Source organism: Hyphomonas oceanitis SCH89, assembly GCF_000685295.1.
Lineage (GTDB): Bacteria > Pseudomonadota > Alphaproteobacteria > Caulobacterales > Hyphomonadaceae > Hyphomonas > Hyphomonas oceanitis.
In genome coordinates, this window is sequence record NZ_ARYL01000004.1 from 127,642 (window position 1) to 146,126 (window position 18,485).

Here is an 18,485-nt window from a genome sequence, read left to right on the forward strand (position 1 = left end):
AACAAAGCCTTAACGCGACGCCGGATCACCCGCCCCCAAAGGCGAATTGCGCAACTGCTTATTCGTGCAGCAGGCGACCGTCGGGGTCAATCCAGAAATCGGGGGAAAAAGGCGGAGACAGGCGAACGACCCGGGCGGAACTCGTTGGGGCTGCTTCGTTCCCGATCTGACCCGATTGGCGAATGGCCCGTCCGCCACCTGCCTCCTCCGGGCTATATGCGCGGAGAGACAGCGAATCGCAAGGGCGAGGATGAGTCGGTTTCAGGTATCCCCAAGAATCACGCGCTCTTCAGCGGAGAAAGCGCGGGCCCGCGACAGGAACCTTTGCTCGCGGCCATTGTCGAGCGAGAACATGCCGCCACGCCCAGGCACTACATCTAGTATGAGCTGGGTATGCCGCCACGCGTCGAACTGGCTGGACGATATGTAGACGGGCACACCATCGACCGCACCGAGGCAGATGTCGACGTCGCCGAGACGGAACTCGTCCGCCGGGTAGCACATGGGGCTGGAGCCATCGCAGCAGCCGCCGGACTGATGAAAGATGATCTCGGGATGATCCTTGCGAATCTTCTCGATGAGGCGGAGCGCCGCTGCCGTGGCGGTGACGCGTGGGGGGATGGTCGGCGCTTCGGTCATGCGACCTCCGGTTTCGGGCAACTGGTAAAGCTTTGGCGTGTTCCGGCGCGCAACAGGAAGGCGCGCGCGCCGGAACCGCTTGTCAGCCTGAAGGGGCGCCTTCAGGCGATCAAAAGAAGCCGAGCTTTTGCGGGGCATAGCTGACCAGCATGTTCTTGGTCTGCTGGTAGTGATCCAGCATCTTGGAATGATTCTCGCGGCCGATGCCCGACTGCTTGTATCCGCCGAAGGCCGCATGGGCCGGATAGGCGTGGTAGCAATTGGTCCACACGCGGCCCGCCTGGATGGCGCGGCCGAAGCGGTAGCAGGTGTTCGCATCGCGGCTCCAGACACCGGCGCCGAGGCCATAGAGCGTGTCATTGGCGATGGCGAGCGCTTCGGCGTCATCCTTGAACGTGGTGACCGAGACGACCGGGCCAAAGATCTCTTCCTGGAAGACGCGCATCTTGTTGTGGCCCTTGAGGACCGTCGGCTGGATGTAGTAGCCCCCCGCAAGGTCGCCGCCATGGTCGACAGCGGCCCCGCCGATAAGGACTTCCGCGCCCTCCTGACGACCAATGTCGAAATAGGAGAGGATCTTTTCTTTCTGCTCGGAGGAGGCCTGTGCGCCGACCATGGTGGACGGATCGAGCGGATTGCCGAGCTTGATGGCCGCCACGCGCTTCAGGGCCCGTTCCATGAAGCGGTCATAGATCGACTCGTGAATAAGGGCGCGGGACGGACAGGTGCAGACCTCGCCCTGGTTCAAGGCGAACATGACGAAGCCTTCGATAGCCTTGTCGAGATAGTCGTCATCTTCGCGCATGACGTCTGCGAAGAAGATGTTCGGCGACTTGCCGCCGAGTTCCAGCGTGACCGGGATGATGTTCTCGGAGGCATATTGCATGATGAGGCGGCCGGTCGTCGTCTCGCCGGTGAAGGCGATCTTTGCGATGCGCTTGCTGGAGGCGAGCGGCTTGCCGGCTTCGAGACCAAAGCCGTTGACGATGTTGAGCACACCCGGTGGCAGGATGTCTGCGATCAGCTCGGCGAAGACGAGGATCGAGGCGGGCGTCTGCTCGGCTGGCTTGAGGACGACACAGTTGCCCGCAGCGAGCGCGGGCGCGAGTTTCCACACGGCCATCAGCAGGGGGAAGTTCCATGGGATGATCTGACCGACGACGCCAAGGGGCTCGTGGAAGTGATAGGCGACGGTGTCATTGTCGATCTCGCTGATGCCGCCTTCCTGCGCGCGGATGCAGCCTGCGAAATAGCGGAAGTGATCGACTGCGAGTGGCATGTCTGCGGCCATGGTTTCGCGGATGGGCTTGCCATTATCCCAGGTCTCGCAGGTGGCGAGGAGTTCGAGGTTTTCCTCCATGCGGTCCGCGATACGGTTGAGCATCAGGGCGCGTTCGGCAACCGGGGTTTTGCCCCAGGCATCCTTCGCGGCATGGGCAGCATCGAGGGCAAGTTCGATGTCTGACGCATCAGACCGCGCGATGGCGCAGATCGTCTTGCCTGTGATGGGTGATGGGTTGTCGAAATAACGCCCGGCCTTGGGGGCGACGAACTTGCCGCCGATGAAATTGTCGTAACGGTCCTTGAACGGAGACGTCATTGTCGTGGAATCGAGAAACTGGGTGTCGGCCATGTTGATATTTCCTCCATTGGCTTCTTCGTCGTGATGCGAAGACTGGAGTTCAACATTGTCTTGAAAGGATGCGCTGTCAGGTGGGGCGCGAGCGGGCCTGAGGGCCAAGTGTCTCAGAACTGAGACAGGTTACGCCGGAAACGTCAGTCTGCGCTGAGGCCCAGCCGGTCCATGCGGCGATAGAGGGTTGCGCGGCTGATGCCAAGGGCGCGGGCGGCGGCGGCCATATTGCCGTCGGCGCGTGCAATGGCGCGTTTCAGTTCGCGCCGTTCGGCGCTGTCGAGGCCGATGCCGCGCTGGTCGGAATCGCCGAATATGTCGCCGGCGGGGCGCGGCGTGGCGAACGCGCCCTGCCCGAGATTATAGGCCTGACGGGCGGCGCGCGTGGCGCCGATGACGAGGTCATCGCCATTGACGGCAAAGAGGACTGCCCCGCGCTGACCATCGCCCTGCCCGCGCACGATGCGCTGGCCAGCAAAGGCGCTCTGGAAATGATCGGCTTCGATCTGGCGTGCGGCATCAGCCACGGTTTGTGCGATGAGTGTGGCGAAGGGCTGGGTCAGGTCTGACCGGCAGGAGGAGACATCAAGCACGGCGGCGAGTTCGCCATGCTCGTCGAACACGGGCGCACCCATGCAGGTCATCACCGTGTTGCTGTCGTGGAAGTGCTGGTCGCGATAGATAGTGACGACACGTTCCTCCGCTATGCAGGTGCCGATACCGTTCGTGCCTTGTGTGGCTTCCGACCAGTCGGCGCCCTGCCAGAGCCCGGCGGAGCGGAACATCTTTTCGTCCGAGCTGGGTGCGCGCTGGTCAAGCACGATGCCGCCCGTATCGCACAAGAGGATGCTGCAGCCCGCGAGGCCGAGGCTGGCGTGGAGACGGTCCATGACCGGGTTCGAAATGGCGAGCATGCGTCCAAGCACGTCGCGGCGTTCGGTAAGGGCCGCCTCATCAATACGAACGTCCCTGTGTGGGGCGTCTGGCGCGAGGCCGTGCGTGGTGAGAGAGCGTGCCCAGGAGGCCGCGATGGCAGACTTGGCAGCAGCGCTGCGCGAGAGCGCAATCTCGCGCACATGGTCCGCATGCGCCCCGGTGGGCACGGATGCGGACGGATCAGACTTGCTTGCCATGTCCAGAACCTAACACGCGGCGTGACGGCCTCAAAGTGGGCAAGACATGCCCCGTTTTTAAGTTGTCCGGGGCAAAGCCTGCTGGTAGGTCTCGCTCTCGCGAAAAACCAGAAGGGGGAAGCGATGACATTCCGACACATCTTGTTGGCAGGCGTCTCTGTCATGTTGGCGGCAGGCAGCGCCGTGGCAAAAGACGACGAGGCCCCTTCCCGGCGCTTTACCGCAGACCGCGTGTTCGACATGGAATATGCGACCGACCCGCAAGTCTCCCCTGATGGCAAGCGCATCGCCTATGTGCGCCACTCCATGGACCGGATGACCGACAAGGACACGGGCCAGATCTGGGTGATCGACCTTGCGACAGGGTCCAACCGTCCTCTTGTGAGCGGCAGCACAGGTGCATCGTCGCCGCGCTGGTCGCCGGACGGCACGCGCCTCATCTATGCGACCGCAACCGACGGCAAGCCGGAAGTGCGCCTGCTGTATCTCGACAGTGGCCGGAGTTTCCCGCTCGCGCAGTTCCTGGAAGGCCCATCAGAGGCTGTCTGGTCGCCCGATGGCAAGCATGTGGCGTTCAGCATGTTCGTGAAGGGCGAGGCACCGAGCTTTGCCAAGGCGCCCACACCGCCGGAAGGCGCGACATGGAATGACGGCGTCAAGGTGATCGACAAGCTGACCTTCCGGTTTGATGGCGCAGGCTATCTCGAATACGGCGCGACGCAGGTGTTCGTGCTGCCGGTCGATGGCGGCACGCCGCGTCAGGTGACGTTTGGCGACGCCGAGATGCAAAGCCCGGAATGGCTGGACAATGATACGCTGCTCGTTTCGGGCAACACCGCCGAAGACCGCGATCTCGACCCGGTCGAAAGCGAAATTTATGCGGTGGAACTGGCCGACCTGTCGATCAAGCCGCTGACCACCCGTGACGGCCCGGACACGTCCCCTGTCGTGTCGCCGGACGGCAAGACGATTGCCTATCGCGGCTTTGACGACAAGACGTTGTCCTACCAGCAGGCCGACCTCTACCTGATGGACGCGGATGGATCGAACCAACGCCCCCTCGCGGCAGACTTTGCTGGTGACATTGGCGAAACCGTGTGGGCGCCGGACGGCAAGAGCCTGTTCGTGATGTCGGAAGACCATGGCGTGTTGTCAGTTTACAAGATCAACCTCAACGGCAAGGTGAGCCAAGTGGTGACGGGCCTTGGCGGCGCTTCGATCGGGCGTCCCTATGCCGATGGCAGCTTCTCGGTTAGCGGTGGCAAGAAGCCGGTGATCGCCTATACGGCCGGGTTCACGGACAAGCCGTCCGAGATCGCGGTTATCGGCGCGAACGGCAAGGACGCCAAAGTGCTGACAGATCTCAATGCAGATGTCCTGCCCTATCTCGACATGGCTAGAATCGAGGAAGTGAAGGTCAGCTCCAAACATGACGGCAAGGAGATCGAGGCATGGGTCGCCCTGCCGCCGGACTTCAAGGCCGATGGCAGCTTCCCGCTGATCCTGGAGATCCATGGCGGGCCCTATTCGATGTACGGGCCGTTCTTCGCCAGCGAGATCCAGCGCTATGCGGCGGAAGGTTATGTCACGATCTGGTCAAACCCGCGCGGTTCGACAGGCTATGGCGAGGATTTCGCGCTGGAGATCGACCAAGCTTATCCGGGCCATGATTATGATGACCTGATGACCGTCGTCGACGAGATGGTGGCGCGCAAATATGCCGACCCGGAACGCCTTTTCGTGACCGGTGGATCAGGCGGCGGCATCCTGACAGCGTGGATTGTCACGCAGACGGACCGGTTCGTGGCGGCCGCTTCGGTCAAGCCGGTGATCAACTGGATGACGATGGCGCTGGCTGGAGACATTGCGCAGGTGGTGCGACGCCACTGGATACGCGCGGAGCCATGGTCTGACCCGGAAGCCTTCCTCAAGCATTCGCCGATCCGCTTTGTCGACAAGGTGGTGACACCGACAATGATCGTGGTGGGGGAAGAGGATTACCGGACCCCGGCATGGGAAGCCGAACAGTTCTATACGGCGCTGAAAATGCGCGGTGTGGATACGGTTTATGTGAGGGTCCCGGGATCGCCGCACTATATCGCTTCGCGCCCGAGCCGCCTGATTGCCAAGACGGATAATATCATGGGCTGGTTCGCGAAATATGATCCGGCGAAGAAGGACGAGGCAAAAGAAAAAGCCGGGGACGAATAGTCCCCGGCTGGATCAGCGGCCGGTCTTGCGGCGGGTGCGGGCAGGAACGAGTGCTCGTTCCTGCTTCCGGGCAATGAGCGCCGTAAAGAGGCCCATAACGGCTTCCTGCATGATCTCATCCGTCATCGTTTTGAGGCGGAGATCGATGTGATTGGTAAGGCGCTGGACGCCGTTGCGGGCCAGAAGGTCGACACCGCGCTTGCGCTTGGGGCGGGATTTAGTCGGCTGGCGATTCATCTTTAGTCCTCGTTTTGGCGACCCCGGTAATGATGCCGAGGCCAATGAGAATAACAGAGCAGACACCGATCCAGATAAGCGCCACGCCAAGCATGAATGCGCCATAGGCCAAGCCGGCGATGAGTATGATGAAGCCGATGAGATAGAGCGCAAAAGAGGACATGGGGGATACTTCCGGGACTGACTGTACTGGTGGCATAACGCCGTTCAGTCGCCCCGGTTCCCTGTCAGCCCCGTATATCGCTTTAGTGCGCTCCTAACCCGCCAGAGGTCAGTATGGGCCATATGGTGGCGAGCAACAGAAGTGCAGCCGTGATGTTGAAAGCACGCAGCCGGGCTGGCCGGTTGAGGAAGCGACGCACCTGCGTGCCCAGAACCGCCCATGTCGATGTACTGACGAGACCGACCATGGCAAAGACGGTCACCATGACGGCGACGCTGACGAACGGGTGGTCTGGCAGCGTGTAGGCGCTGATCGCGGTGAGGACCATGGCCCAAGCCTTGGGATTGACCCATTGAAAGGCCGCGGCCTGAAGGAAGCTGAACGGCTTGCCTGTGGCCTCGCCCTGCCCCGCTGCCGGCGGCGGCGCGGCATTTGCGATCTTCCAGGCCAGATAGAGCAGGTAGAGCGCGCTGACCGTCTTCAGGGCCACGAGCGCAACAGGAAAGGCCTCGAACACGCGCGCGAGCCCAAGCCCGACCAGAACGATCATGATCGCCAGCCCTACGATGATGCCGCTCATGTGCGGAAGGGTGCGCTTCAACCCGAAATTTGTGCCGGACGCCATGAGCAACAGATTGTTCGGCCCCGGTGTGATCGAGGTGATGAACGCGAAGGCCGTAAGGGCGAGAAGGAGCTGGATTGGCATGATGACCGCAACAATATGCGATGCATGGCGCAATGTGCTTGTTTTTTGGTGCGAATGAACAGTATTTATGCAACCAATGAGCGATATGGACACCATAAACAACAGTATATTGCGCGAACTCCAGACCAATGGCCGGATCAGCAATCTTGAACTGGCCGAAAAGGTCGGGCTGTCCCCGTCCGCCTGCCTGCGCCGGGTGCAGGAGCTGGAGCGCACCGGCGTGATCCAGGGATACCGCGCTGTCGTCGACAGGAACGCCGTGGGCGGTGGCTTTCTCGCCTACATCACCGTCGGGCTGTCACAGCACACGAAAGCGCACCAGATGGCCTTCGAGAAGGCCATGCAGCGGGCGCCCGAAGTGCGCGAGTGCCACAATGTGACCGGCACGATTGAATATCTGTTGAGGGTCGAGGTGGCCGACCTTGCGGCCTACAAGCATTTCCACACGGAAGTTCTCGGCACCGTGCCGCAGGTCAGCTCGATAACGTCATACATTGTGATGGGCTCGCCCAAGGACCAACGCGCCTGACAGGCGGCCCTAGCGGGGGCGGTGCTCTGTACCCTCACCGGCCGTGATGAAGACCGCAGTTGCGCTCTCAGGAACGTCAGCGATGTGCCACACGCCAGGCGGGTTGATCGCGTACTCACCGGGCGAAAGCGTGACACTCTGCGTGCTGCCGTCCGGATATTCCTGGTGCAGGGTCATACTGCCGGCTATGCAGAGCACAATTTCCGATCCGTGCGGGTGAACTTCCCAGCCGGACCAGTCTTCGGTGAACGTGTGCATTGAGACAAGCCGCCCTTCGATGCCGTCATTCGGGTGGAGCTTTCCATAGGCTTCGTACCATTCCATCCCGCCCGTCATTTCCGGCAAGACGTGCGCTGTGGCGCCGAGGCCGAGGTGGACGGGAAACTGCGTGAGCGTCATGGGCTGGGTCATGAGGGCCTCCTGTACGGCCTGAAGCTAGCAGCTTTAGTGGTAGGCTCAAAATCTTTGAGGTGGGCTTGTAAGGCCCCATGAGGGGGCGCAGTGTCCGATCAGGATCGCGGGAGAGAACGCAATGATTCTGATCGGCATGTATGACAGCCCCTTCGTTCGGCGCGTCGCCATTGCGATGAAACTCTACAAAATTGAATTCGAGCACAAGTCCTGGTCGACCTTCGGCGACACCGAGAAGATCGTGGCTTACAATCCGCTCATTCGTGTGCCGACACTGATGCTGGACGGCGGTGAAGTGTTGATTGAAAGCGCGGCCATCCTTGATGCGCTGGACGACATGGTAGGCCCTCAGCGTGCCATGACGCCCACAAACGGGGCGGCGCGGAGGTCGGCGCTCAAATTGTGCGCGCTGGCCTCAGGCATGGCCGACAAGGCCGTGTCGCTTGTCTATGAGCGTCACGTGCATGAGCGCCCGAATCCGAAATGGATCAAGCGATGCACGGGCCAGATTTCCCGTGTGTTGAACGTGCTGGAAGTGGAGCGCGCGGGCCAACACACGCCCTATTGGTTTGGCGAGGACATGGCGCATGGGGACATAATGGTCAGCTGCGCGGTGAACTTCATGCGCGATGCCCTGGCCGATGACATCGATCTTTCGCCCTGGAAAGCCCTCGGCGAGCATACCGACAAATGCGAAGGCCTCCCGGAATTCCGGGAAGCCCTCATGAAGTTCAAGATTGGCTAGGCGTGCGGCCTAGTAATCGTGGTTCGACTTGGCGTGACGCTTGCGCTCATGCGGGTCGAGATAGATCTTGCGCAGGCGAATATTGGTCGGCGTGACCTCAACCAGCTCGTCGTCGGCGATATAGGCCAGCGACTTCTCGAGCGTCATCTGCAGCGGCGGTGTGAGGCGGACAGCCTCGTCGGTGCCCGAGGCGCGCATGTTGGTAAGCTTCTTGCCCTTGAGCACGTTCACTTCGAGATCGTTGTCGCGCGTGTGCTCGCCAATGATCATGCCGGCATAGACCTTGTCACCCGGATGGATGATCATCGGGCCACGATCTTCGAGGTTCCAGAGCGCGAAGGCAACGGCTTCGCCCTGCTCCATGGCGATCAGAACGCCGGTGTGACGACCCTGGATACGGCCTTTGTGCGGCGCGTATTCATGGAAGATGCGGTTCATGATGGCCGTGCCGCGCGTATCGGACATCAGCTCGCCCTGATAGCCGATCAGGCCACGGGTCGGCGCGTGGAAGACCATGCGCGTGCGACCGACGCCTGACGGGCGCATGTCGAGCATGTCGGCTTTACGCTCAGAGAGCTTCTGCACGATGATGCCGGTATGGTCGTCATCGACGTCGATGATGACTTCCTCGATCGGCTCAAGCTTCTCGCCGTTCTCGCCTTCCTGCATGACGACCTGCGGACGCGAGACGCCGAGTTCGAAGCCTTCGCGGCGCATGGTTTCGATCAGCACGGCGAGCTGGAGTTCGCCACGGCCGGAGACGGTGAACGCTTCGGCGTCGGTAGCGCGCTCAACCTTGAGCGCGACGTTGCCTTCGGCTTCCTTCACGAGGCGGTCCCAGATGATACGGGACGTGACCTTGGTGCCCTCAGTACCGGCATATGGCGAGTCATTGACGCGGAACGTCATCGAGATGGTTGGCGGGTCAATCGGCTGGGCTTCGATCGGCGTATTGACCGACGGGTCGCAGAACGTATCGGCGACGTTCGCCTTAGTCATGCCGGCGAGCGAGACGATGTCGCCTGCCATGCCTTCGTCGACCGGGATGCGCTCAAGGCCGCGGAAGGCGAGCACTTTGGACACGCGGCCCTGCTCGACCAGCGAGCCGTCACGGGCGAGGACCTTGATCGACTGGTTCGGCTTGATCGTGCCGGACGAGATGCGCCCGGTCAGGATACGGCCGAGGAAGGGGTCGGACGAGATCGTCGTGGCAAGAAGGCGGAATGGGCCTTCCTCAACTTTCGGGGTTGGGACGTGATCGACGACCATCTGGAACAGCGCGTCCATGTCGGTGGTCGGGTTTTCGTATTCCGTATTCATCCAGCCCTGCTTGGCCGACCCGTAGAGGATAGGGAAGTCGAGCTGCTCGTCGCTGGCGTCGAGGTTTGCGAAGAGGTCGAACACTTCATTGATAACTTCGTCGGGGCGGCGCTCGGGCTTGTCGATCTTGTTGACGGCCACAATCGGGCGCAGGCCGACTTTCAGGGCCTTGGAGACCACGAACTTGGTCTGCGGCATCGGGCCTTCCGATGCGTCAACCAGCACGATCGCGCCGTCGACCATCTGGAGAATACGTTCCACCTCACCGCCGAAGTCGGCGTGGCCTGGCGTATCGACGATGTTGATACGGTAGCCGTTCCACTCGACCGAGGTCGTCTTGGCGAGGATGGTGATACCGCGCTCGCGCTCGATATCGTTCGAATCCATCGCGCGTTCGACGGTTTTCTCGTTTTCGCGATACGTGCCGGACTGTTTGAGCAGTTCGTCGACCAGTGTTGTCTTGCCGTGGTCAACGTGGGCGATGATCGCGATATTACGCATTTTCTCGATAGACTGGGACATAGGGATATAAAGGCTTTCGGGAGGAGGAATTAGGTGTCTGGCGCGCCCCCTAGCCGAACATGGAGCTTTTGACCATGGGGGATGGGCAGGATTGCCAACGCCGGGTAAGGAATTCCCTTCTTTTGGCAAACCGATAGTGTCCCATTCCATGACAAACTCCAATGACATGCCGCTGGCGGCAAAACCCCTTGATCGCGCGGCACACAGGCGGACGGACGAAGCCTGGCTGGAAAAGGCCATGCAGGATGACGCATCTCTTTACTTCCTGATGCGGGCTGGCGAACCCTTCCTGGAAAAGCGCGGCCTGTTCTGGATGGGACCGGAAGCGCGCAAACTTTCCCCGGGATCGCCCGTTCTGTTCATGGGCGAAGACAAGACCGGCGCACCGGTGTTCGCAATGAACCTGCCGGAGCGGTTTGACGTCGCCGCATCGCTGATTGCTGGTACGGGCGAATTCAAGGATTTCCGTGCGGCAGTGGGTGCCATGGCCGAGATGGAAGCCAATCTCGCCTCGACGGCGCGCAGCCTGTTTGCCTGGCATTCGAGCCATGGCTTTTGCGCGAAGTGTGGCGGCGTGGTCGGCATTGTCGACGCAGGCTGGAAGAGCCAGTGTCAGGCGTGCGGGACAGAGCACTTTCCGCGCACGGACCCGGTCGCCATCATGCTGGCCGTGAAAGACGGGAAATGCCTGATCGGACGCCAGGCGATGTGGCCGGCGGGATTCATGTCGTGCCTCGCGGGCTTCTGCGAACCGGGCGAGACGATCGAGCAGGCCGCAGCGCGCGAACTGTTTGAGGAGGCGGGTATCAAATGTGATCCGGCGAGCGCTGAATACGTCGCGTGCCAGCCCTGGCCTTTCGCATCTTCACTCATGGTGGGGCTCATTCTTGAAGCGGAAACAACGGAAATAACGGTCGACAAAACGGAGCTCGATGAAGCCCGATGGATCACACGCGCCGAAGCACGTGAAATTCTTTCCGGAAAACATTCTGAACTTTATGCGCCGCCGCCGATGGCCATTGCGCATCATATACTGAAGACTTGGGCTCTCCGCGACGAATAAACGTACACGGATGTTCGTCTCGCGCTCGCGTCTCAGGTGAAAATCAAGAGTTGATTTCCCGCGAATCACAATATTATTGGCTCGCCACTGACAGGAGATTGGAAATGGCGACTGCAACGAAAAAACCGGCCGCAAAAAAACCGGCCGCAAAACCAGCAGCAAAAAAGCCGGCCGCTAAGCCAGCCGTAAAAGCTGCGACCAAGACCGCTGCTAAACCAGCCGCGAAAAAGCCGGCTGCAAAGCCAGCCGTGAAAAAACCGGCCGCGAAGCCTGCTGCGAAAGCCGCTGCGAAGCCTGCCGTGAAAAAAGCTGCTGCGAAACCAGCCGCGAAAAAGCCAGCCGCGAAAAAGCCGGCCGCCAAAAAGAAATAAGTCTACGGACGATAATTCGAGAAACGGGCGAGCGTGTCTCGCCCGTTTTTTTATGCGTTTTCAAAGCACTGCGCAGATGTGCAAAAAAAAGAAGCCCCCGCACTCTCTTGGAGCACGGGGGTCGTCCTGCCTTGCGGTCAATTCAAGGGCTGCCCACGCGGCCGGACCCTTTCGCCCTGACTAGAATTTCAGGACATAGGCCACGTCGATCACGTCGACCGAGTCGTCATAGTCCAGATAAGTATAGCCAACGCGCACGCCCTGGTTCGGGGCGAAATAATAGTCGCCACCGATGCCCAGCGCAGCAGCATCATCGTCGGCGGAAGCCGAGACGCCGCCAGCGGATGCCTTGATTTCCGTGCTCACGTAACCGACGCGACCGAACACGTCGGCTTTCTCGGAAAACGGGATCCGGCCCACGGCATATGCGCCGTAGGAATTTTCCAGTTCAACGTTCACATCGACGCCAGCAATCGAGGTGGACTCGTCGGCGACGCCGATTGCGCCCTCGATTTCGGCACCGAGGAATTCGTTGAAGTTGTAGCCTCCACGCAGCTGGATGGCGCCAAGGTCGGCATCATCGGCGCTGTAGTTTCCATAACCGAACGTGCCGTAAAAACCCTGCTCCTGCGCGAGGGCGGGAGTAGCGGCGAGAGCAGCGATCGTCAGGGCCGTGGTGAGTGCAAGTTTCATGGGAGGTATTTCCTTATGTTGATCCCGTCTCCGGGAACCCGAAATCTAGCGATTGATTGTGGCAAGGTGCGTGAATTCCGATTCATGTTTGCATACGGCCAAAGTGTGTGGCCGGCGTGCAACGCCCCTGAATCGGCGCCTTGGGAATACAGGAAAAAACACGTCGCCCGCCCTCGGAATGAGAGCGGGCGACGGTAAAAATACGATTCAGATGTGTGGCAAAACCTGCCTTAATGGTTAAGCGCAGACCATTCCGCATCGGCCTTGGAAACGAAGCCCGGAATGTCCGCATTCCATTTACCCTGGATGTCGGAATTGTAATTCAGATAGAGCTTGCCATCGACGATCTTCCAATAGCGCGCATCGCCTTTGGCATATTTGCCGTCGGCCATCGCCCAGGCACAGTATCCGCCATATTGCGGCGCATAAGCCTCAGGGTTTGCGAGAAAGGCATCGCGATGCTCGGCATTGGTGAACTGGAAGGTCGCGCCCTTGTAGTCAGTCGTGAAATCCTTCGACCCCTTGGCGGGCGCGCCGGTCTCGAAATAAGCGACAGGATCGTATCCCTGCAGCGCCGTGGTCGAGAAACGGCCCGTGTAGATGGCCGGTTCGGCCGAGGCGATTGGGGCATATATCGCAGGTGCAAGGAGCAGCGCAGCGACGAAGAGCGTGGAACGGAATTTCATAAGGCACCCATGGTCTGGATTAAAAAAAGGGGTCGCCGGGGCGGAGAGCGAACGAGGCAGGAAGGGGCGATGCCTCGCCAACATATCCCCGGCGACCAGGCAGGAACTCAGACAGCTTTCGCCTGAGTTCCTGTAACGTGTGATGACGGGCCGCGCGCCCCTCTGGGAAGAATGGCATCGCGGATGCCGCCAAGAATCCTGAACAGCGTCTCGCGCCTGAAGATGAGCAGGGCCAGTGACCCCAGCCAGACAGTGACGGCCATGGCGAACAGGCCGCCGCCGTCATTGTTGGGATCAATGCCCAGCGGCGTGAACAGGTGGAAGCTGACCGCGCCGCTCATGACTGCGACGGCAATCAGGGCAGCCAGTGTTTGAAGGCGGCGCAAGGCCGGGACAAGACCGAGTAGGAAAAGTGTCGAGGCCACTAGCTCGGCGGAGCCAATCACGTACTGGCTGAAAAGGCCGGTCTGCCCGAACAGGCCCCCTGCCCCGAAACTGGCCGCCCATGCATCCAGCCGGCCGAAGATGACCTGCGTTTCGACAGCATTGGTGAACTTGTAGCGAAGGCTATCGAGGAACACCGCCGCAGCGATGAGGCTGAAAACAATCGGTGCGTATGTCTTTATCCTGTCGAGCATTTGCGCGTCCCTCTCCTTGTTTATGAACGCAATGTCTCACGGGAGGCCGCCGCATGACAAAGCAAACCGGTGTAACGCGGGCCCACAATTCCGTGAGCGGCCCATTACCGGTTGTGAAGTATGCGACCCACGCCTAACCCGCGAAGCAGGCCCGCGTGCACGGTGCCCAGGCAAAGGGTTTGTAGGCCTTATTGAGCGGCGTTTCGGCGACATGGTTGGTGTAATTTGAGATCGTCTTCAGGGAGACGCCAAGAATGACGGCCAGAATATCCGCCTTGTCCCAGCCGGCATTCAGAAAGACCGACACTTCCGTATCGGATACGAAGCCACGCTGACGCACCATGCGGCGCGTAAAGACACGCAATGCATCCAGACGGGCATCTGCAATGGCCTGATTGCTTCTGACCGCATCAATCACTGCCGGATCGAGCCCCGCCTTTAATGCGGCTGCGGAATGGGCCGCGACACAGAAGTGGCACGCATTCTCGATGCTGACCGTGAGCAAGACCACCTGACGCGCAAGCGGATCCAAGCCTGAGTGCTCAAAACTTTTCGACAGGGAGAGGTACCCCTCCAGCGCTGCGGGGTTTTCGGCCAGAACGCCCAGCATGTTGGGGATCATGCCATAGGTTTTATTTACCCCAGCAAGCGTATCCCTCGCGGCAGATGGCGCCGTGGTCTCGTCATGTATCTTCAGGTCACTCATGGGGTGGCTTTCCTGGATCAATCACCGGACGGAGAGATGTCCGTCCCTGTTCGTGAAGGATTTAGGCGGTTTTGCCCTTCGCAGAACGCCGAGAGACCCCATATGCTTCATTCTGAATACGCATAGGAGGCCCGGGGTGGACCGAATTGATGCCATGCGCCTGTTCATTCGCGTTGCGGATGCTGGCAGTTTTTCCAAGGCAGCGAGTGATCTCGGCCTCGGCCAACCGACCGTTTCCCGGCGGATACAGGACCTTGAAGCCACGCTGGATGCCGCGCTCTTCATGCGCACGACCCGCTCGCTGAGCCTGACAGAGGCGGGCGAGCGTTTCTACAAGCGCGCCGGCGACATCCTGGCCGACTTCGACGATGCGGAAGCCGAAGCGCGCGGGCTGGACCATGAGCCGGTTGGCCTGCTGCGGATTTCCTGCGTCTCGTCCATGGCGCGCCTGGTGATCGGGCCGCGGATTGCGAGCTTCATGAAGCTCTATCCACATATCCGCGTCGATGTGCTGACCGATGACACCTATACTGATCTCGTTGGCGAGGGCGTGGATCTCGCCTTCCGGATCGGGACGCTGGTGGATTCCAGCCTCATGGCGAAAAAAGTTGGCGAGGCCCCCCGCGCCCTGTTTGCGGCGCCGGAATATCTTGAAGCGCGGGGTGTGCCCCAGCATCCGCGCGACCTTAGCCAGCATGACGCTCTCATGTTCCGCCAGACGTCGACAACCGAATGGACACTATCTCGCAATGGCGAAACGGAGACGGTTAAAGTAGATGGGCGATTCAAGGCCTCGTCCGGCGACCTGCTGCTACAGGCTGCTCAGAACGGCCTTGGCCTTTTCCTGGCGGCGAGCTGGCTTGTACATGGATGCGTCAATGACGGCAGCCTTGTGCGCGTTCTGCCGGAATGGACAGCCACGCCAAGCCCGATCCATTGCGTGTGGACATCCGGCAAACTGCGCGGCAAGGCCAAGCTGTTCGCCGAGCATGTCGCCGACGCGCTGAAATTCGAGACGCCCGTCTGCTAGAAACCGAGGGCCGGCTTGGCGGGGAACACGCCGAGGATCTTCAGCGACTGCGAGAAGAAGCCCAGCTCTTCCAGAGCGATCTGCACCGGACGTTCGTCCGGATGACCTTCGATTTCTGCGTAGAACTGCGTCGCCGTGAATGAGCCGCCGATCTGGTAGCTCTCCAGCTTGGTCATGTTGATGCCGTTCGTGGCGAAACCGCCCATCACCTTGTAGAGCGCTGCGGGAATGTTGCGCACTTCGAAGAGGAAAGCGGTCTTCGCAGGCCCCTGCCCTGCTTCGACATCCTTAGCCGTGCGCGACATGATGATGAAGCGGGTCGTATTATGGGCCGCGTCCTCGATATCCTCGGCAAGGATGTCCAGACCATACACTTTGGCCGCTAGGCGTGGCGCGATGGCCGCCACGGCGCGATTACCGGCTTCCGCGACTTCGCGGGCCGCGCCAGCCGTGTCTGCTGCCGTCACAGGCTCGATATTATGAGCCTTCAGGAAGTTCCGGCACTGGCCAAGGCCCATGATATGGGACCGCGCCTTCCTGATTTCGTCCAGCTTCACGCCCGGCAAGGCCATCAGCTGGAACCGGATGGGCAAATAATGCTCGGCCACGATCTGGAGGTTTGTCGTGGGCAACAAATAGTGGATGTCACCCACACGGCCCGCGATCGTGTTTTCCACCGGAATCATGGCTAATTCGGCTTCCCCCTTCTCCACAGCGGTGAAGCAGTCCTCGAACGTACGGCAGGGGAGCGGCGTCAGGCGCGGGTAGGCCTCGTTGCACGCGATGTGGGAATTTGCGCCTGGTTCGCCCTGATACGCGATGTGATTGGCCATTCAGCGTCCTTTTTAACCTTCTGTGCATGCGTCGGATCGCCGCGACGAAAGGAGAAGCGCCCCTTCCTCACAGCCTTTATGTTGTCTGCACTCCGTTAGCGTGCCAAAAGGCGCGCGCCAAGACACATGACAGATAGATTCGAAGGAATGCCCCAATGGGAGAACTCGGTCTCAACAAGATCCTCGGCGCGTTGCTCGCCACCGCGCTCGGCCTGATGGCCCTGCACCAGCTTTCGGCCATCGTGTTCAACCACGGTGGCGGTGGCCATCATGGGGAAGAACACGCTGAAGCGACCTCCCTGAGCGAGCAAATGTGCACCAAGTACGCCTATTGTATCGATGTTGCCGATGCTGGCGGCGGTGCTGAAGCCGAAGAAGAGGTGTTCGACCTCGGTGCAGCGCTTGCCGCTGCTGACCCTTCCAAAGGCGAGCGCGTCTTCAAAGCCCAGTGTACCACCTGCCACAACATCACGGACGGCGGCGCCAATGGCACCGGACCGAACCTGCACGGCGTTGTCGGCGCCTCCAAGGCGGCACACCCGGGCTTCACCTATTCAGCCGCTCTCTCGGGCCTGGGTGGCAGCTGGAACTATGAAGACCTGAACCACTGGCTCAACAATCCGGGTGCCTTTGCACGTGGCACGTCCATGTCTTTTGCCGGCCTGCGCCGCGACACTGACCGCGCCAACGTGATCGCGTACCTTGCAGCGAATTCACCAGGCGCGCCTGCTTTCCCAGCTCCGATGGAAGCCTCGTCCGATGAAGCCGCCCCTGCTGAAGGTGAAGCGGCTACTGAAGCCGAGGGCGAAGCTGCCCCCGCCGAAGCCGCGCCGACGGAAACCGTTACTGAAGCGGTGACCGAGGATGCAGATGCTGCGACCGAAACAGATGAGCAAACCTTTACCGAAGACGCACCCACACCGACGGACGAAGAAAACGAGTAGGGCTCAGGCGCCGGTCTTCCAGACTGGCGTTATCCCGCTCTTAGACGAGACATGTATGCGCCGGGCCCCTATGGGCTCGGCGTAATACGTTTTGATACGGGTTATCGCCTGATCGAGCGGTTCACGCGCGACGGCCATGTGCCAGGCATTCGCGTGCAGAAGGTGATGCGCGTCCGTCATGATGCCGACGTGGCCCTTCCAGAAAACGAGATCGCCGCGCTTGAGGGCGCCTGAAACTTTCCAGTCGACGATCTCTTCCCCTGCCCAAGCGTATTGCATGTCGCTGTCACGCGGCAGGAGCACGCCCGTCGCCTCAAAGGCCTGCTGTGTGAGGCCGGTGCAATCGATACCCAGACTGTCGCGTCCACCCCAGCGGTAGGGCGTGTGTAGATAGGTTTCGGCCACGGCAACCGGATCGGCCTCCAGCGTATCCAAGGGCGCGACATGGTGCGTGTGGAGCCATCCGGCGGCAGATTGGACGTATTGCCCCTCCGTTGCGGTAGGCGACAACAGAGCGCCCCGGCTGAGAACGCACTGAACGGGCGCTTTCAGGTCAGGTGCCGCATATGCAAAGGTCCGGAGAGCTGAGATTTTATGGGTAGGTTCTGCGACCTCTTGGGACAGGTCTGATGCCTTCATCCAGCCGACATAGTGGTCGCGCCGGGACCGCACCTTTGCGTAATCGCCCTGGTGCCCGAAGACGTCAACAATCTCGCCGAACAGGGCCTGCGTGGCCACCCGCGCTGTCGCATCGGGCCCTTCCAGCAGGTCTGCTGTTCCAACAACTACCTGAAAGGCCTGTGCCTGCCCGTCCGGACGGGCAAGGCGGCTATCTGTCAGTTCGGGCATGTTCGGGCCTCGGCAAGCGGCGCCTAGGCAGCTGCGGTCGACTTCCCGCCGCGCCGTGGCGTCATGGTTTCGTCAGTTTCGCCTGAAGCTGCGGCCATAACAAGGCCGGCAAAGGACCGAAGATAGGTCATTCCGGCAGGCGTGCGCTCGATGAAGATGTTCCGGAGGTCATTGTCATCCTTGATACGTCGGATGAAATCGAGCCGTGACAGGGTGTCGAGGGCGCGCGTGACGGCCGGTTTGGCAATGTCGAGATGATCGGCCAGTCCGCGAACGGTGTGCGGGCCGGGAACGAGCGCAATGGTCATGAGGATCGCCTGCTGGCGCGCCGTCAAATCCGGCGCATCCGAGCGCACTGAGGCTGTTACCGCCCGCCGCCAAAGCTCCAGTCCGCCGCGTTCCGACAATTCCATCTACATATCC

General features: G+C 60.8%; 22 protein-coding genes and 1 other RNA gene. 7 read left to right on the forward strand and 16 right to left on the reverse strand.

Annotation, left to right across the window (positions count from 1 at the left end; translation table 11 throughout):
- Positions 1–113 precede the first annotated feature (113 nt).
- The 4 genes from ffs to HOC_RS04445 form a co-directional block, all read right to left on the reverse strand.
- Positions 114–203, reverse strand: an RNA gene (ffs, locus tag HOC_RS21685) — signal recognition particle sRNA small type.
- 58 nt (positions 204–261) lie between these two features.
- Positions 262–639: a DUF779 domain-containing protein gene (locus HOC_RS04435; protein WP_035536259.1), complete on the reverse strand. Its 378-nt coding sequence runs from the start codon at positions 637–639 to the stop codon at positions 262–264.
- A 109-nt stretch (positions 640–748) separates the two neighbouring features.
- Entirely contained in the window at positions 749–2,272 is a 1,524-nt protein-coding gene (gene adh, locus HOC_RS04440; protein ID WP_035536114.1) for an aldehyde dehydrogenase, read from the reverse strand.
- A 143-nt stretch (positions 2,273–2,415) separates the two neighbouring features.
- Entirely contained in the window at positions 2,416–3,405 is a 990-nt protein-coding gene (locus tag HOC_RS04445; protein WP_051624519.1) for a GAF domain-containing protein, read from the reverse strand.
- Positions 3,406–3,528: 123 nt separating this feature from the next.
- Between HOC_RS04445 and HOC_RS04450 the strand changes: the two genes are divergently transcribed.
- Entirely contained in the window at positions 3,529–5,616 is a 2,088-nt protein-coding gene (locus HOC_RS04450; protein WP_035536116.1) for an alpha/beta hydrolase family protein, read from the forward strand.
- Positions 5,617–5,628: 12 nt separating this feature from the next.
- Here HOC_RS04450 and HOC_RS04455 read toward each other — a convergent pair whose 3' ends face one another.
- The 3 genes from HOC_RS04455 to HOC_RS04465 form a co-directional block, all read right to left on the reverse strand.
- Positions 5,629–5,853, reverse strand: a complete 225-nt coding sequence (locus tag HOC_RS04455) for a hypothetical protein (protein ID WP_035536118.1) — start codon at positions 5,851–5,853, stop codon at positions 5,629–5,631.
- Entirely contained in the window at positions 5,834–6,016 is a 183-nt protein-coding gene (locus HOC_RS04460) for a hypothetical protein (RefSeq protein ID WP_035536119.1), read from the reverse strand. The genes HOC_RS04455 and HOC_RS04460 overlap by 20 nt, the downstream gene beginning before the upstream one ends.
- A gap of 82 nt (positions 6,017–6,098) precedes the next feature.
- Complete coding sequence (locus HOC_RS04465) at positions 6,099–6,722, reverse strand: LysE family translocator (protein ID WP_035536261.1); 624 nt, start codon at positions 6,720–6,722, stop codon at positions 6,099–6,101.
- A 76-nt stretch (positions 6,723–6,798) separates the two neighbouring features.
- On the opposite strand from HOC_RS04465, the gene HOC_RS04470 reads away from it, so the two are divergent.
- The gene (locus HOC_RS04470; protein WP_035536120.1) at positions 6,799–7,251 is read left to right on the forward strand and encodes an Lrp/AsnC family transcriptional regulator; all 453 of its coding nucleotides are present in this window, start codon (positions 6,799–6,801) and stop codon (positions 7,249–7,251) included.
- Positions 7,252–7,260: 9 nt separating this feature from the next.
- Here the strand turns inward: HOC_RS04470 and HOC_RS04475 are convergent, their stop codons facing one another.
- Positions 7,261–7,662 carry a cupin domain-containing protein gene (locus tag HOC_RS04475; RefSeq protein WP_035536121.1) on the reverse strand — a complete coding sequence of 134 codons (402 nt, stop codon included), beginning with the start codon at positions 7,660–7,662 and terminating at the stop codon, positions 7,261–7,263.
- A 121-nt stretch (positions 7,663–7,783) separates the two neighbouring features.
- Here HOC_RS04475 and HOC_RS04480 point away from each other — a divergent pair, with 121 nt between their 5' ends.
- Positions 7,784–8,407 (forward strand): glutathione S-transferase family protein, encoded by a 624-nt coding sequence (locus tag HOC_RS04480; protein WP_035536123.1) that lies wholly within the window; start codon positions 7,784–7,786, stop codon positions 8,405–8,407.
- A gap of 9 nt (positions 8,408–8,416) precedes the next feature.
- Here HOC_RS04480 and typA read toward each other — a convergent pair whose 3' ends face one another.
- Positions 8,417–10,249, reverse strand: coding sequence for a translational GTPase TypA (gene typA, locus HOC_RS04485; protein ID WP_035536124.1), 1,833 nt, complete (start codon positions 10,247–10,249; stop codon positions 8,417–8,419).
- A gap of 148 nt (positions 10,250–10,397) precedes the next feature.
- Between typA and nudC the strand changes: the two genes are divergently transcribed.
- On the forward strand, positions 10,398–11,312 hold the full coding sequence (gene nudC / locus HOC_RS04490) for an NAD(+) diphosphatase (RefSeq protein ID WP_051624520.1): 915 nt from the start codon (positions 10,398–10,400) through the stop codon (positions 11,310–11,312).
- A gap of 104 nt (positions 11,313–11,416) precedes the next feature.
- Positions 11,417–11,683: a hypothetical protein gene (locus tag HOC_RS04495; protein ID WP_081812043.1), complete on the forward strand. Its 267-nt coding sequence runs from the start codon at positions 11,417–11,419 to the stop codon at positions 11,681–11,683.
- Between the two features lie 180 nt (positions 11,684–11,863).
- Here the strand turns inward: HOC_RS04495 and HOC_RS04500 are convergent, their stop codons facing one another.
- From HOC_RS04500 to HOC_RS04515, 4 genes are all read right to left on the reverse strand, one after another.
- Positions 11,864–12,376, reverse strand: coding sequence for a porin family protein (locus HOC_RS04500; RefSeq protein ID WP_051624521.1), 513 nt, complete (start codon positions 12,374–12,376; stop codon positions 11,864–11,866).
- 230 nt (positions 12,377–12,606) lie between these two features.
- Positions 12,607–13,062, reverse strand: coding sequence for a YHS domain-containing (seleno)protein (locus HOC_RS04505; protein WP_051624522.1), 456 nt, complete (start codon positions 13,060–13,062; stop codon positions 12,607–12,609).
- A gap of 107 nt (positions 13,063–13,169) precedes the next feature.
- A complete protein-coding gene (locus HOC_RS04510; RefSeq protein WP_051624523.1) occupies positions 13,170–13,700 on the reverse strand; it encodes a hypothetical protein in 531 nt (176 codons plus the stop codon).
- Between the two features lie 133 nt (positions 13,701–13,833).
- Complete coding sequence (locus HOC_RS04515) at positions 13,834–14,406, reverse strand: carboxymuconolactone decarboxylase family protein (protein ID WP_035536127.1); 573 nt, start codon at positions 14,404–14,406, stop codon at positions 13,834–13,836.
- 136 nt (positions 14,407–14,542) lie between these two features.
- On the opposite strand from HOC_RS04515, the gene HOC_RS04520 reads away from it, so the two are divergent.
- Positions 14,543–15,436 carry a LysR family transcriptional regulator gene (locus tag HOC_RS04520; RefSeq protein WP_035536129.1) on the forward strand — a complete coding sequence of 298 codons (894 nt, stop codon included), beginning with the start codon at positions 14,543–14,545 and terminating at the stop codon, positions 15,434–15,436.
- Here the strand turns inward: HOC_RS04520 and HOC_RS04525 are convergent.
- The gene (locus HOC_RS04525) at positions 15,433–16,269 is read right to left on the reverse strand and encodes a prephenate dehydratase (RefSeq protein ID WP_035536130.1); all 837 of its coding nucleotides are present in this window, start codon (positions 16,267–16,269) and stop codon (positions 15,433–15,435) included. The two genes, HOC_RS04520 and HOC_RS04525, sit on opposite strands and share 4 nt — an antisense overlap.
- Before the next feature lie 155 nt (positions 16,270–16,424).
- Here HOC_RS04525 and HOC_RS04530 point away from each other — a divergent pair, with 155 nt between their 5' ends.
- A complete protein-coding gene (locus tag HOC_RS04530) occupies positions 16,425–17,213 on the forward strand; it encodes a c-type cytochrome (protein WP_051624524.1) in 789 nt (262 codons plus the stop codon).
- Between the two features lie 3 nt (positions 17,214–17,216).
- Here HOC_RS04530 and HOC_RS04535 read toward each other — a convergent pair whose 3' ends face one another.
- Positions 17,217–18,062, reverse strand: a complete 846-nt coding sequence (locus tag HOC_RS04535) for a C40 family peptidase (protein WP_035536131.1) — start codon at positions 18,060–18,062, stop codon at positions 17,217–17,219.
- Positions 18,063–18,085: 23 nt separating this feature from the next.
- Complete coding sequence (locus HOC_RS04540) at positions 18,086–18,475, reverse strand: MarR family transcriptional regulator (RefSeq protein WP_051614788.1); 390 nt, start codon at positions 18,473–18,475, stop codon at positions 18,086–18,088.
- Positions 18,476–18,485: the final 10 nt, after the last annotated feature.

Bases quoted from the DNA above. Each gene is read 5' to 3' on its own strand.
- HOC_RS04435 (WP_035536259.1), bottom strand. From the start codon at position 639: ATGACCGAAGCGCCGACCATCCCCCCACGCGTCACCGCCACGGCAGCG.
- adh (WP_035536114.1), bottom strand. From the start codon at position 2,272: ATGGCCGACACCCAGTTTCTCGATTCCACGACAATGACGTCTCCGTTC.
- HOC_RS04445 (WP_051624519.1), bottom strand. From the start codon at position 3,405: ATGGCAAGCAAGTCTGATCCGTCCGCATCCGTGCCCACCGGGGCGCAT.
- HOC_RS04450 (WP_035536116.1), top strand. From the start codon at position 3,529: ATGACATTCCGACACATCTTGTTGGCAGGCGTCTCTGTCATGTTGGCG.
- HOC_RS04455 (WP_035536118.1), bottom strand. From the start codon at position 5,853: ATGAATCGCCAGCCGACTAAATCCCGCCCCAAGCGCAAGCGCGGTGTC.
- HOC_RS04460 (WP_035536119.1), bottom strand. From the start codon at position 6,016: ATGTCCTCTTTTGCGCTCTATCTCATCGGCTTCATCATACTCATCGCC.
- HOC_RS04465 (WP_035536261.1), bottom strand. From the start codon at position 6,722: ATGCCAATCCAGCTCCTTCTCGCCCTTACGGCCTTCGCGTTCATCACC.
- HOC_RS04470 (WP_035536120.1), top strand. From the start codon at position 6,799: ATGAGCGATATGGACACCATAAACAACAGTATATTGCGCGAACTCCAG.
- HOC_RS04475 (WP_035536121.1), bottom strand. From the start codon at position 7,662: ATGACCCAGCCCATGACGCTCACGCAGTTTCCCGTCCACCTCGGCCTC.
- HOC_RS04480 (WP_035536123.1), top strand. From the start codon at position 7,784: ATGATTCTGATCGGCATGTATGACAGCCCCTTCGTTCGGCGCGTCGCC.
- typA (WP_035536124.1), bottom strand. From the start codon at position 10,249: ATGTCCCAGTCTATCGAGAAAATGCGTAATATCGCGATCATCGCCCAC.
- nudC (WP_051624520.1), top strand. From the start codon at position 10,398: ATGACAAACTCCAATGACATGCCGCTGGCGGCAAAACCCCTTGATCGC.
- HOC_RS04495 (WP_081812043.1), top strand. From the start codon at position 11,417: ATGGCGACTGCAACGAAAAAACCGGCCGCAAAAAAACCGGCCGCAAAA.
- HOC_RS04500 (WP_051624521.1), bottom strand. From the start codon at position 12,376: ATGAAACTTGCACTCACCACGGCCCTGACGATCGCTGCTCTCGCCGCT.
- HOC_RS04505 (WP_051624522.1), bottom strand. From the start codon at position 13,062: ATGAAATTCCGTTCCACGCTCTTCGTCGCTGCGCTGCTCCTTGCACCT.
- HOC_RS04510 (WP_051624523.1), bottom strand. From the start codon at position 13,700: ATGCTCGACAGGATAAAGACATACGCACCGATTGTTTTCAGCCTCATC.
- HOC_RS04515 (WP_035536127.1), bottom strand. From the start codon at position 14,406: ATGAGTGACCTGAAGATACATGACGAGACCACGGCGCCATCTGCCGCG.
- HOC_RS04525 (WP_035536130.1), bottom strand. From the start codon at position 16,269: ATGGCCAATCACATCGCGTATCAGGGCGAACCAGGCGCAAATTCCCAC.
- HOC_RS04530 (WP_051624524.1), top strand. From the start codon at position 16,425: ATGGGAGAACTCGGTCTCAACAAGATCCTCGGCGCGTTGCTCGCCACC.
- HOC_RS04535 (WP_035536131.1), bottom strand. From the start codon at position 18,062: ATGCCCGAACTGACAGATAGCCGCCTTGCCCGTCCGGACGGGCAGGCA.
- HOC_RS04540 (WP_051614788.1), bottom strand. From the start codon at position 18,475: ATGGAATTGTCGGAACGCGGCGGACTGGAGCTTTGGCGGCGGGCGGTA.